The sequence below is a fragment of the Streptomyces sp. GQ60 genome (assembly GCF_059758875.1).
Genome location: NZ_JCAXEG010000010.1, coordinates 175,010 through 186,909, shown reverse-complemented (window position 1 = coordinate 186,909; position 11,900 = coordinate 175,010). Strand labels below are relative to the sequence as shown.

Annotated in this window: 12 protein-coding genes and 1 riboswitch; of the genes, 9 read left to right on the top strand and 3 right to left on the bottom strand. The window is 71.0% G+C overall.

The annotated features are described in order from the left end of the window. The first annotated feature begins 23 nt into the window (after positions 1–23). From AC6CKD_RS24700 to otsB, 3 genes are all read left to right on the top strand, one after another. Positions 24–1,340: an extracellular solute-binding protein gene (locus tag AC6CKD_RS24700; RefSeq protein WP_498329959.1), complete on the top strand. Its 1,317-nt coding sequence runs from the start codon at positions 24–26 to the stop codon at positions 1,338–1,340. Positions 1,341–1,416: 76 nt separating this feature from the next. Beyond that, complete coding sequence (locus tag AC6CKD_RS24695) at positions 1,417–1,668, top strand: DUF3263 domain-containing protein (protein ID WP_478691105.1); 252 nt, start codon at positions 1,417–1,419, stop codon at positions 1,666–1,668. 122 nt (positions 1,669–1,790) lie between these two features. Further along, positions 1,791–2,645: a trehalose-phosphatase gene (gene otsB, locus AC6CKD_RS24690; RefSeq protein WP_498329957.1), complete on the top strand. Its 855-nt coding sequence runs from the start codon at positions 1,791–1,793 to the stop codon at positions 2,643–2,645. Positions 2,646–2,819: 174 nt separating this feature from the next. Here otsB and AC6CKD_RS24685 read toward each other — a convergent pair whose 3' ends face one another. Then, the gene (locus AC6CKD_RS24685; protein WP_498329956.1) at positions 2,820–4,283 is read right to left on the bottom strand and encodes an alpha,alpha-trehalose-phosphate synthase (UDP-forming); all 1,464 of its coding nucleotides are present in this window, start codon (positions 4,281–4,283) and stop codon (positions 2,820–2,822) included. 167 nt (positions 4,284–4,450) lie between these two features. Further along, on the bottom strand, positions 4,451–5,437 hold the full coding sequence (locus AC6CKD_RS24680) for a glucosyl-3-phosphoglycerate synthase (protein WP_498329954.1): 987 nt from the start codon (positions 5,435–5,437) through the stop codon (positions 4,451–4,453). A gap of 187 nt (positions 5,438–5,624) precedes the next feature. Continuing rightward, positions 5,625–5,783, top strand: a riboswitch (SAM riboswitch). Between AC6CKD_RS24680 and thrC the strand changes: the two genes are divergently transcribed. The 6 genes from thrC to AC6CKD_RS24650 all read left to right on the top strand — a co-directional run bounded on the left by thrC (position 5,777) and on the right by AC6CKD_RS24650 (position 11,055). Beyond that, on the top strand, positions 5,777–7,126 hold the full coding sequence (gene thrC, locus AC6CKD_RS24675; protein WP_498329953.1) for a threonine synthase: 1,350 nt from the start codon (positions 5,777–5,779) through the stop codon (positions 7,124–7,126). (Overlaps the previous riboswitch by 7 nt.) Before the next feature lie 37 nt (positions 7,127–7,163). Further along, positions 7,164–7,442: a MoaD/ThiS family protein gene (locus AC6CKD_RS24670; protein ID WP_266907411.1), complete on the top strand. Its 279-nt coding sequence runs from the start codon at positions 7,164–7,166 to the stop codon at positions 7,440–7,442. Positions 7,443–7,856: 414 nt separating this feature from the next. After that, positions 7,857–8,063 carry a cold-shock protein gene (locus AC6CKD_RS24665; RefSeq protein WP_008743607.1) on the top strand — a complete coding sequence of 69 codons (207 nt, stop codon included), beginning with the start codon at positions 7,857–7,859 and terminating at the stop codon, positions 8,061–8,063. Between the two features lie 369 nt (positions 8,064–8,432). After that, positions 8,433–10,055: a chaperonin GroEL gene (gene groL / locus AC6CKD_RS24660; protein WP_498329950.1), complete on the top strand. Its 1,623-nt coding sequence runs from the start codon at positions 8,433–8,435 to the stop codon at positions 10,053–10,055. A gap of 95 nt (positions 10,056–10,150) precedes the next feature. Beyond that, positions 10,151–10,411: a PIN domain-containing protein gene (locus AC6CKD_RS24655; protein WP_498329948.1), complete on the top strand. Its 261-nt coding sequence runs from the start codon at positions 10,151–10,153 to the stop codon at positions 10,409–10,411. 17 nt (positions 10,412–10,428) lie between these two features. Beyond that, the gene (locus AC6CKD_RS24650; RefSeq protein ID WP_498329947.1) at positions 10,429–11,055 is read left to right on the top strand and encodes a phosphoribosylanthranilate isomerase; all 627 of its coding nucleotides are present in this window, start codon (positions 10,429–10,431) and stop codon (positions 11,053–11,055) included. Between the two features lie 248 nt (positions 11,056–11,303). Here AC6CKD_RS24650 and AC6CKD_RS24645 read toward each other — a convergent pair whose 3' ends face one another. Then, positions 11,304–11,879 carry a TetR/AcrR family transcriptional regulator gene (locus AC6CKD_RS24645; RefSeq protein ID WP_498329945.1) on the bottom strand — a complete coding sequence of 192 codons (576 nt, stop codon included), beginning with the start codon at positions 11,877–11,879 and terminating at the stop codon, positions 11,304–11,306. Positions 11,880–11,900 lie beyond the last annotated feature (21 nt).

The following is an 11,900-nucleotide window of genomic DNA, read 5'->3' as shown; positions in this document are numbered from 1 at the left end:
CAACCTGGGGTGGAACGAGAACTGTGAAGGCCCGAACTGTCCAGGCCAGAAGGCCGAACCTGGCCGCCTCCGGCCTCGCACTGTGCCTGACCGCGGTGACGCTGACCGGCTGCGGCGCCGTGTCGGGCCTCACCGGGGACAACGAGGTCACCCTGAAGGTCGTGGCGGCCGACTACGGGGACAAACCGGAAAACTCCTCGAAGCCCTACTGGAAGGACCTCGCGGCGTCCTTCGAGAAGGGCCACCCCGGCATCAAGGTCCAGGTCGACGTCTACTCCTGGTCGGAGGTGGACGCCAGGGTCGCCGAGATGGTCAAGGCCGGCGAGGCCCCCGACATCGCCCAGATCGGCGCCTACGCCGACTACGCGGCCGAGGGCAAGCTGTACTCCGCCGACGAACTGCTCTCCGTGAACACCGAGGCCGACTTCCTCGCCCCGCTCGCCGACGCGGGCAAGGTCAGGCGCGTCCAGTACGGCCTGCCCTTCGTGGCCAGCACCCGGCTCATGTTCTACAACGAGAAGCTGTTCGCCGACGCCGGAGTCATTCCCAAGGACGGCAAGACCCCCTGGCAGCCCAAGAGCTGGGCCGAGCTGGAGGCCGCCGCCAAGAAGCTCAAGGCGGCCGGAGTCCCGACGCCCTTCGCGCTGCCCCTGGGCCGCGAGGAGGCGCAGGCCGAGACGATGCAGTGGCTGCTCTCGGGCGGCGGAGGCTACGCCGACAACGAAGAGCAGTACGCGATCGACACCCCGGCCAACGTCGACACCCTGGAGTTCCTGCGCGACAAGCTCGTCGGCGCGGGCCTGACCGGCCCCGTCGAACCGGCCAAGCTGGACCGCCAGGCCGCCTTCGACTCCTTCTCGCGCGGCGAGGTCGGCATGCTCAACGGGCACCCGACCCTGCTCAAGCAGGCCGCCGCGAAGGGCGTGAAGTACGGCATGACCCCCATGCCGACCGCCGACGGGGTGCCGCACCCGACGATGGGCGTCGCCGACTGGGTGATGGCCTTCAAGACCGGCCACCAGACGCAGTCCGGGAAGTTCCTGGACTTCCTGTACGAGGCGAACAACGTGACGGCCTTCACCGAGAAGTACGACCTGCTCCCGGTGACCACCAGCGGCTCCCGGGCGATGGAGGCCTCTACGGGGTCCTCCTCGGCGGAGCTGAAGACGTTCCTGCGCGCGCTGCCCAACGCGCGGCTCTACCCGGTGGGCAAGAAGTCCTGGGCGGCCGTGAGCGAGGACGTCAAGAAGAACATCGGCAAGGCCGTGCAGCCGGGCGGACAGCCCGAGAAGACCCTCGGGGACCTCGCGGAGATGGCGCGCAAGGCGGAGCCGCGCTGATCGGCGCTGATCGGCACTGATCAGTGCCGATCGGCGCGGGGCGGGCGCTGTCGTAGGGCGGAGTTAATCTGGCCGTATGACGGACGCGGACGAGAGGCCGCCGGCCGGGCTGAGCCCCGACGAAGCGGCCGTACTGGCCTACGAAGGCCGCACCTGGCCCGGGCCGGGCGCCAAGGAGCGGGCGATAAGGGAAGGACTGGGGATGCCCCCGGTCCGGTACTACCAGCTGCTCAACGCGCTGATGGACGACCCGCGGGCACTGCGGCACGCGCCGGGCACGGTCAACCGGCTGCGGCGCATCCGCGAGGCCCAGCGGGCGCGGCGGTAGCGGTGGCGCGGCCGCGCTGTCCGGGCCGGGACGGGTCACGGCCGGAGGCGTGGCCGAAGCCGCGGCCGCAGGCGTGGCCCGCGCCATAGCCGTGGCCCGGCGGGGCCGTTAGGGTCGAGCGTATGGGGAGCCATCCGCACGATCTGCCGATGCCCGTGACCACCGCCGGACGCGAGGGCCTCGAAGCCCTCCTCCGTGCACCGCGCAGCTCCGTCGTCGCCCTCGACTTCGACGGCACCCTCGCCGACATCGTCCCCGACCCCGACCAGGCGCGCGCCCACCCCGGAGCCGTCGCCGCGCTCGCCGCCCTCGCCCCCGAGGTCGGCTCCGTCGCGGTCGTCACCGGCCGCCCGGCCGGGGTCGCCGTCCGCTACGGGGGCTTCGCCGGGGTCCCGGGACTGGAACACCTGGTGGTGCTCGGGCACTACGGGGCCGAGCGCTGGGACGCCGTGAGCGGCATCGTGCACGCTCCGGCCGAGCATCCGGGAGTGGCGGCGGTCCGGGCGGAGCTGCCCGGGTTCCTGGAATCGATCGGCGCGTGGCGCGGGACCTGGATCGAGGAGAAGGGCCAGGCGCTGGCCGTCCACACCCGCCGCGCGGAGGACCCGGAGGCGGCCTTCGCGGCCCTGCGCGAGCCCCTGGCCGGGCTGGCGGCCCGGCACGGCCTGATGGTCGAACCGGGGCGGGCCGTACTGGAACTGCGGCCGCCCGGGATGGACAAGGGCGTCGCGCTCACGGAGTACCTCGCGGAGGTGGGAGCGGAGGCCGTGCTCTACGCCGGGGACGACCTGGGGGACCTGGCGGCGTACTCGGCGGTCGAGAAGCTGCGGGCCGGGGGCATGCCCGGGCTGTTGCTGTGCAGCGGCTCGGTGGAGGTCCCGGAACTCGCCGCTCGCGCGGACCTGACGCTGTCCGGACCGTCGGAGGTCGTCGCCTTCCTGGCGGGCCTGGCCGTGGCGGTGCGGGCCCGCTCCTGACGCGTCGAGTGGGGGTGCTGCCGCCGCCGCGTGACGGCGCGATGCCCGCTGGGCTGGTGCGGGCTCGCTGCCCTGCGGGGCTGTCCCCTCCCCGCCCTTCCCCCGGTTCCCCGGGCTCCGCCCAGACCCGCGCCTCACACGCCGGGTCTGGGCAGAGCCCAGGGGCCGGGAGGATCAGGCGCGGAGGGCGTCCAGCTGGGCCGTGAGCCACTGGGCGGGCGGGAGGGCCGTCGCCGCCGCGGCCAGCCGCTTCGTGCGGTCCGCCCGCTCCGCCGCCGGCATGGCGAGGGCGGCGTGCAGGGCCTCCGCCGTGGCCGTCACGTCGTACGGGTTCACCGTCAGCGCGTCCGCGCCCAGCTCCTCGTGCGCCCCCGCCCCGGTGGACAGCACCAGCACGCACCCCGCCTCCGACACCACCGGGATCTCCTTCGCGACGAGGTTCATGCCGTCGCGCACCGGATTGACCAGCGCCACGTCCGCCAGCCGGTACGCCGCCAGCGACCGCGCGAAGTCGTCCTCGACGGAGACCAGGACCGGCTGCCAGTCCGCCGTGCCGAACTCCGTGTTGATCGAAGCCGCCAGTTCCCGCACCGACTCGGTGTACTCCCGGTAGACGGCCAGGTCCTGCCGGGACGGGTACGCGGAGGCCAGGTGGACCACCCGTTCCCGCCACTCGGGGTGCGTGACCAGCAGCTCCCGGTACGCCAGCAGCCCCCGCAGGATGTTCTTCGACAGCTCCGTGCGGTCCACCCGGACGATCGTCTTCAGCCCGCCGACCTCCGCCCGCAGCGCCGCCAGCTTGTCGTCCACCTCCGGCCGGTGCGCGAGCACGCGCAGCTCGTCCCCGTCCACGCCGAGGGGGTACGCGGTGACGTCGGTGAAGCGGACCTCCCCGTACCCGTGCCCGTCCGCGGCCGTCCTGCGGTGGCGCACCCCGCGCTCGGGGGTCCCGGCCGGGACGGACGCGTCCGCGACACCGTGGGCGTCGTCCCTGGTCGCGCCGGCCAGGAAGTTGGCCGCCCACCCCCAGGTGTGGAAGCCCAGCCGGTCCGCCCCGAGCAGCCCCCACACCAACTGGCTCCGGATGTCCTCCGGAAGCATCTCCAGGAACTCCCGCGAGGCCCACGGCGTGTGCGTGAAGTGCCCGATCCGCAGGTCGGGGCGCAGCTCCCGGAGCATCCCGGGGGCCAGCGCCAGGTGGTAGTCCTGGATCAGGACCGCCGCGCCCTCGGCCGCCTCCTCCGCCAGCGCCGCCGCGAAGGCCTCGTTGTACGTGACGTACGACTGCCACCGGCGCCGGAACTCCGCGTCGAAGACCGGTTCGCGCGGGATCTCGTACAGGTGGTGGTGGAGGAACCACAGCACCGAGTTCGCGATGCCGTTGTACGCGCCGTCGTAGACCGCCGGGTCGATCGGCAGCATCCGTACGCCCGGCTCGGCGCCCCCCCGCCGCACCGCCTCCCGGTCCGCGTCCGACAGCGCCGCGCAGATCCACAGCGCCCCGGGCTGCTCCGCGAGGGCGGCGGAGAGGCCGGAGACGAGGCCGCCACCGCCGCGCCGGGCACTGAGCGTGCCGTCCGCGGCGAGGTCGTACGAGAGGGGGCCGCGATTCGCGGCGACGAGCACCTGGGAAGCCATGCGGCGAACCTAGCCCGCCTCGCCTCCGGTCAAACGTCGGCGCCTGCGTGTGCGCCGGACCGAGAGGAAGACCACACCGCCGAGTGCCGTGAGCGTGGCGGCCGGGCCGGTGCTGGAGGTGCCCTCGGCGGGCGGTGCCTGCGGGCAGCCCGTCACCGACGTGGTCGTTACGCCACGCGACGGCGCGCGTACTCCTCGATGTCCCGCATCGGCGGCCGCTCCTCGGTGTCCACGGCGTAGGTGTGCGGTACGAACCCCTCCGGGCCGCGCTCGAACTGCGTCAGCTCGGGGCGTACGAGGTGCCCGCGGGCGAGCCGCGCCAGTGCCGTGCGGTAGATCGCCGCGGCCATCCGGCCCAGCGCCTGGCCGTCCTGGTGCCGGTGCAGCCGTACGCCCACGTCCACCTGGGCCAGCGCGTCCAGCCCGGCCGTGTGGAGCGCGTCCACCAGAAGGCCCAGCTCGACCCCGTAGCCCACGGGGAACGGCAGCCGCTCCAGCAGCTCGCGGCGCACGGCGTACTCGCCGCCCAGCGGCTGGACGAAGCCGGCCAGCTGCGGCCAGTGGAGGTTGAGCAGGGGGCGGGCCACCAGCTCCGTGACCCGGCCGCCCTGGCCGTGGGCCCTGGTGGAGGCCGGGGCGGCCGGGTCGGCGAACTCCTGGCCGAGCGGGCGGTCGTACATCGCCTTGACGAACCGCACGTCCGGATCGGTCAGCAGCGGTCCGACGATCCCGGAGACGAAGGCGGACGAGAAGTCGCGCAGATCGGCGTCCACGAAGCAGACGACGTCACCGCTGGTGACGAGCAGCGAGCGCCACAGCACCTCGCCCTTGCCGGCCAGCGCCGGGATCCGCGGCAGGACCTCGTCGCGGTGCACCACCCGGGCCCCGGCCTTGGCCGCGACCTCCGCGGTGCGGTCCGTGGAGCCCGAGTCGATCACGACGAGCTCGTCCACCAGGGGTACCGGCAGGCCCTCGATCAGATCGCGCCGGATCACCTCGACGATCTCGCCGACCGTCGCCTCCTCGTTCAGCGCCGGCAGCACCACGCTCACCGTGGTGCCCGCTGCCCGCTTGGCCGAGAGCAGCCGGTCGAGCGGTCGGTCGGCGGCTGACCAGGAGCGGTCTGCCAGCCAGCGCTCCACCTCTTCCAGCACCTTCAGGACTCCCTGGTTCTTCAGTGGTTTGGACCGAAATGTGATCCATCTCGCGGTTCGGACGGCTGTCTCAACCACCCGGGCCTTCGGTTACAGTCTTGAACAACGCGAAGGTCCGCCGCATGCCGGGGGGCCGCCGCGCACAAACGCACCGGCGCGCCACAGAGCGCGTGTCCCGGTGCCATACCGCTCATCCAGAGGGGCAGAGGGACACGGCCCGTTGAAGCCCCGGCAACCCTCCAGTCGGTTCTCGCGATCGCGCATTCCAGCGCCGCCAGCGAGGTCCCCGGCTAGGGAAGGTGCCAATTCCGTCTCATGGCGAAGTGCGCCATGGGGAAGATGAGGAGAAAGGGCCTCGCCATCATGGCTGCACAGTCTGTCGCAACCTCTGCCGAAACCGTTGAAAACGCCGGCGTCGAAACCGGCACCGCCGGCACGTCTGTCGATCTCGGTCCCGCCACCGGCCTTTCCTGTCGTGAGTGCGGTACCCGCTTCCCGCTCGGCCCGATCTTCGCCTGCGCCGAGTGCTTCGGACCGCTCGAAGTCGCCTACGACCTGCCGCTGGGCGACCCGGAAGCCCTGCGCGCCGCCATCGAGGCCGGCCCGAACAACATCTGGCGCTACGCGCCTCTGCTGCCCGTCCCGGCGGACGTGGCCTCCAAGCCGAGCCTGAACCCGGGCTTCACCAAGCTCGTGGACGCGGCCAACCTGGCCAAGGAGCTCGGCGTCACCGGCAAGCTGTACGTCAAGGACGACTCCGGCAACCCGACGCACTCCTTCAAGGACCGCGTCGTGGCCATCGCCGTCGAGGCCGCCCGCGCCTTCGGCTTCACCACCCTCTCCTGCTCCTCCACCGGCAACCTGGCCGGCGCCGTCGGCGCCGCGGCCGCCCGCGCCGGCTTCCGCTCCTGCGTGTTCATCCCGCACGACCTGGAGCAGGGCAAGGTCGTCATGGCCGGTGTCTACGGTGGCGACCTGGTCGGCATCGAGGGCAACTACGACGACGTCAACCGCTTCTGCTCCGAGCTCATCGGCGACCCGCTGGGCGAGGGCTGGGGCTTCGTCAACGTCAACCTGCGCCCGTACTACGGCGAGGGCTCCAAGACCCTGGCGTACGAGATCTGCGAGCAGCTCGGCTGGCAGCTGCCCGACCAGATCGTCATCCCGATCGCGTCCGGCTCGCAGCTCACGAAGATCGACAAGGGCCTCCAGGAGCTCGTCAAGCTCGGCCTCGTCGAGGACAAGCCGTACAAGATCTTCGGTGCCCAGGCCGAAGGCTGCTCGCCCGTCTCGACCGCCTTCAAGGCCGGTCACGAGGTGGTCCGCCCGCAGAAGCCGAACACCATCGCCAAGTCGCTGGCCATCGGCAACCCGGCGGACGGCCCGTACGTCCTGGACATCGCGCGCCGCACCGGCGGCTACGTCGAGGACGTCAACGACGAGCAGGTCGTCGAGGCCATCAAGATCCTCGCCCAGACCGAGGGCATCTTCGCCGAGACCGCGGGCGGCGTGACCGTCGGCGTGACGAAGAAGCTCATCGAGAACGGGCACCTCGACCCCGCGCTGACCACCGTGATCCTCAACACCGGTGACGGCCTCAAGACCCTGGAGGCGGTGGCCGCCGACAGCGGCCAGACCGCCACCATCCGCCCCAGCCTGGACGCGTTCCGCGCCGCCAACCTGGCCTGATCCTCTTCTCCCTGCACACCGGAAAGGCAGTAGCGCCATGAGCGTCAACGTCCGCATCCCCACCATCCTGCGCACCTACACCGGCGGCCAGGCCGAGGTCCCCGCCGAGGGCGCGACCCTCGAAGAGGTCATCCAGTCCCTGGAGGCGAGCCACCCCGGCATCGCCGCGCGCGTCCTGGACGACCAGGGCAAGCTGCGCCGCTTCGTCAACGTCTACGTCAACGACGACGACGTGCGCTTCGAGGGCGGGCTGCAGACGTCCACTCCGGACGGCGCCGGCATCTCGATCATCCCCGCCGTCGCGGGCGGCTGCTGAGCCTTCGCGGTACCCCGTAGGGCCCGTAGGACCTCGTAGAAACTGAATTGCCCCCTCCGTTACCAAACGGAGGGGGCAATTCTGCTGGGTTGGGCGCGGTAGAGTTGGGGAAGTCCCCTCCGCTGTTCTTGCCCGCCGCATATGAGCGGGCCGCGGCAGGGTTGACATTGAGTCAACATGCAAGTGCGCTATGGGTCCTTGGCGAAGTTTGTCCGGCCCGAGTTGCCCTGGAATATTCTGGGTTTTCACCCTATTTCAATCTTTTGCCGTGTCCAGAATTCTCGTCGGAATGACCTGTTGCAGACAGCAGCGGTGCGGATACATTCAGCCCCGGTCGAGGCGTTCCGGCGCAAGTTCTGACCCGGGATCGCGAAGTGCGGTCCCGCGCAAGGGCCAGTAATAGGGGAGTTAGGCATGGCTCAGGGCACCGTCAAGTGGTTCAACGCGGAGAAGGGCTACGGCTTCATCGCGGTCGACGGTGGTGCGGATGTGTTCGTCCACTACAGCGCCATCCAGATGGACGGGTACCGCACCCTTGAAGAGGGTCAGCGGGTCGAGTTCGAGATCTCGCAGGGCCAGAAGGGTCCGCAGGCGGACATGGTCAAGCTCGCCGCCGGCTAGTCCGACCGCGATCGACCACCGACACGTACGCGGCCACGCACAGCGGCCGCGTACGACGGCACAACGGCATATGTACGAGGGGCCCACATCCTGGACACGGGATGCGGGCCCCTCGTGCGTGGCGGCCCCGGCGCCCTTGCGGGGCCCGGCTGTTCACCGCGGGTTGCCCGAAGCCGCTTGCACTCGAGGGGGTCGAGTGCTAATCATTGGCGTTAGCACTCTCCTGGTGAGAGTGCTACCTATACGAGGACCGGGTCAGTGAGGCCCACAGGGTCCGGCGGGAAGAAACCGCCGGGCACGCAGGCCGTCCGTCGCGGGCGCGGGCGCGGTCCGGGAGCAATCCACCGCTGTCCGGGAGGACCACTTCAGATGGCCAAGATCATTGCGTTCAACGAGGAGGCCCGGCGCGGTCTCGAGCGAGGCATGAACCAGCTCGCCGACGCCGTCAAGGTCACCCTTGGCCCCAAGGGTCGCAACGTCGTCCTTGAGAAGAAGTGGGGCGCCCCCACGATCACCAACGATGGTGTCTCCATCGCCAAGGAGATCGAGCTCGAGGACCCGTACGAGAAGATCGGCGCCGAGCTGGTCAAGGAAGTCGCCAAGAAGACGGACGACGTCGCCGGCGACGGTACGACCACCGCCACCGTTCTCGCCCAGGCGCTCGTCCGCGAGGGCCTGCGCAACGTGGCCGCCGGTGCGAACCCGATGGCCCTCAAGCGCGGTATCGAGAAGGCCGTCGAGGCCGTCTCCGCCGCCCTGCTGGCGCAGGCCAAGGACGTCGAGACCAAGGAGCAGATCGCTTCGACGGCCTCCATCTCCGCCGCCGACACCCAGATCGGCGAGCTCATCGCGGAGGCCATGGACAAGGTCGGCAAGGAAGGCGTCATCACGGTCGAGGAGTCGCAGACCTTCGGCCTGGAGCTTGAGCTCACCGAGGGCATGCGCTTCGACAAGGGCTACATCTCGGCGTACTTCGCCACCGACATGGAGCGCATGGAGTCGTCCCTCGACGACCCGTACATCCTGATCGTCAACTCCAAGATCGGCTCGGTCAAGGACCTGCTGCCGCTCCTGGAGAAGGTCATGCAGTCCGGCAAGCCGCTGCTGATCATCGCCGAGGACGTCGAGGGCGAGGCGCTCTCCACCCTCGTCGTCAACAAGATCCGCGGCACCTTCAAGTCCGTCGCCGTCAAGGCTCCGGGCTTCGGCGACCGCCGCAAGGCCATGCTCGGCGACATCGCCATCCTCACGGGCGGCACGGTCATCTCCGAGGAGGTCGGCCTCAAGCTCGAGAACGCCGGTCTCGACCTGCTCGGCCGCGCCCGCAAGGTCGTCATCACCAAGGACGAGACGACCATCGTCGACGGCTCCGGTGACAGCGACCAGGTCCAGGGCCGCGTCAACCAGATCCGCGCCGAGATCGAGAACTCCGACTCGGACTACGACCGCGAGAAGCTGCAGGAGCGCCTGGCGAAGCTCGCCGGCGGTGTCGCGGTCATCAAGGCCGGCGCCGCGACCGAGGTGGAGCTCAAGGAGCGCAAGCACCGCATCGAGGACGCCGTTCGCAACGCGAAGGCGGCCGTCGAAGAGGGCATCGTCGCCGGTGGTGGCGTGGCCCTGCTGCAGGCCTCCTCGGTCTTCGACAAGCTCGAGCTCACCGGCGACGAGGCGACCGGCGCCAACGCCGTCAAGCTCGCGCTGGAGGCCCCGCTCAAGCAGATCGCCATCAACGGTGGTCTCGAGGGTGGCGTCGTCGTGGAGAAGGTCCGCAACCTGCCGATCGGTCACGGCCTGAACGCCGCGACCGGCGAGTACGTCGACATGATCGCCGAGGGCATCATCGACCCGGCGAAGGTCACCCGCTCTGCCCTGCAGAACGCGGCGTCGATCGCGGCCCTCTTCCTCACCACCGAGGCCGTCATCGCCGACAAGCCCGAGAAGGCCGGCGCCGCTGCCGGCGGCGGCATGCCGGGCGGCGACATGGACTTCTGATCCGCCCCCGGGCCCCGGCCCGAAGGTAGATCGGCTGTTCTTCACGTACCGAGGGCGGCACCCCTTCCTGACGGAGGGGGTGCCGCCCTCGGGCGTTGGCCGGCCGTGCGCCGCAAGCCGCTGCGCGGCTTCATCTCGTCCTGGACCTGATCGATCTGATCGACCTGATCGACCTCGATCCGGGCATCCGCATCCCGGCCCAGACCGTGCGGCCCGCCACCGTTCGAAGCCTCGATGCCATCCAACTGGCGACAGCGCTCGGCATCGGCGCGCGCCTGACCTCGTTCGTCACCTACGACAAGCGCCTCGCGGGTGCCGCCCGCGATGCGGGACTGTCCGTCGACGCCCCCGCGTGAGCTGGTTGACTGTCGGCATGACTGACGTGAGCGACGTGTTCATCAAGATCTGCGGGCTGCGGACCGAGCGGGACGTCGAAGTCGCCGTGGCGGCCGGGGCCGATGCCGTGGGCTTCGTCTTCGCGCCCGGCAGTCCGCGCACGGTCGGCGCGGAGACGGCACGGGAGCTCGCCGGGCACGTGCCGGACGGGGTGCTCACCGTGGGGGTGTTCCGGGGACAGTCCGTGGCGGAGGTGCGCCGGTTCACCGAGGAGAGCGGCGTACGGGGCGTGCAACTGCACGGCGAGGAGGGCCCGGAGGACTTCGCGGTGCTGCGCGCCGAGGGCCGCACCCTGCTGCGCGCCACGGCGCAGCACGTGGAGCGCTGCGGGGAGTACGGCGAGGACCTGCTGCTGCTCGACGCCCCCGACCCCGGCTCCGGCAAGCCGTGGAACTGGGGCTCGGCGGAGTTCACCGCCCCCGCGGGCCGCTGGCTGCTGGCGGGCGGGCTGACGCCGGGGAACGTCGGGGAGGCCCTCACGGTCACCGGCGCCTGGGGCGTGGACGTCTCCAGCGGCGTGGAGAGCGAGCGCGGGGTGAAGTCCCCGGACCTCATCCGCGCCTTCATCACGGCGGCCCGGGGTGCGAGGCCCCGCCGGGTCTGACGGCGGGGGGCTTTCGGCCGCCCGGTGCCCGAGGCGGGGCCTTTCAGCCGTCCGGCGTGATTTTCAGCCGTCCGGCGTGTGAGGACCGGGGTCCGGGGCGGAGCCCCAGGGGGTCCGGGCGCAGCCGGTACCCCTCCCCAGCCCGTCCGGCGTTTGAGGACCGGGTCGGGGCAGCGCCCTGGGAACGGTGGAAGGGCGGGTAGGGGACTCCGCCCCGCAGGGTCCAGCCATCCGGCGCCGTAGTGCGGCTAGGCCAGCGAGTCGATCCAGCGCTCCAGGCGGCGTCCCTCCGAGGCCATCATCTCCGGGTCGCGGAAGGTGTTCGTGAGCAGCGAGATGCCCTGGTACGAGGCGATCAGCGCGACCGCGAGTTCGCGCGCGTCGGTGGTCCGGCCCAATGCGAGGAACTGCTGCTCCGCCCAGTCGAGCAGCACCCCCATGACCTTCGCGAGGGTCTGGTCGAGGCCGTCGTCGCGCTTGTCGAGCTCGGAGGCCAGGGATCCGGTGGGGCAGCCGTAGCGGGCGGTGAGCTCGCGCTGATCGACCCAGCCGGCGAGGAGGGCCTTCAGCCGGTCCTGCGGGGCGGGGAGTTCGTCGAGGGCGCTGATCATGCCCGCGAGGGTCTGGGCGTGCGCGTCGATGGCGGCCTCGACCAGCTGGTCCTTGGTCTTGAAGTAGTAGTAGACGTTGCCGAGGGGGACGTCGGCCGCGCGCGCGATGTCGGCGATCGTCGTCTTCTCCATGCCCTGTTCGTGCAGGACCTGGGCCGCGGCCGCGGCGAGGCGCTCGCGCTTGCCCCCGCGCTTCGTACCTGAGTAAGTCACCTGACTAAGTGTAGACGGGCG

Bases quoted from the DNA above. Each gene is read 5' to 3' on its own strand.
- AC6CKD_RS24695 (WP_478691105.1), top strand. From the start codon at position 1,417: ATGACGGACGCGGACGAGAGGCCGCCGGCCGGGCTGAGCCCCGACGAA.
- otsB (WP_498329957.1), top strand. From the start codon at position 1,791: ATGGGGAGCCATCCGCACGATCTGCCGATGCCCGTGACCACCGCCGGA.
- AC6CKD_RS24685 (WP_498329956.1), bottom strand. From the start codon at position 4,283: ATGGCTTCCCAGGTGCTCGTCGCCGCGAATCGCGGCCCCCTCTCGTAC.
- thrC (WP_498329953.1), top strand. From the start codon at position 5,777: ATGAGGAGAAAGGGCCTCGCCATCATGGCTGCACAGTCTGTCGCAACC.
- AC6CKD_RS24670 (WP_266907411.1), top strand. From the start codon at position 7,164: ATGAGCGTCAACGTCCGCATCCCCACCATCCTGCGCACCTACACCGGC.
- AC6CKD_RS24665 (WP_008743607.1), top strand. From the start codon at position 7,857: ATGGCTCAGGGCACCGTCAAGTGGTTCAACGCGGAGAAGGGCTACGGC.
- groL (WP_498329950.1), top strand. From the start codon at position 8,433: ATGGCCAAGATCATTGCGTTCAACGAGGAGGCCCGGCGCGGTCTCGAG.
- AC6CKD_RS24650 (WP_498329947.1), top strand. From the start codon at position 10,429: ATGACTGACGTGAGCGACGTGTTCATCAAGATCTGCGGGCTGCGGACC.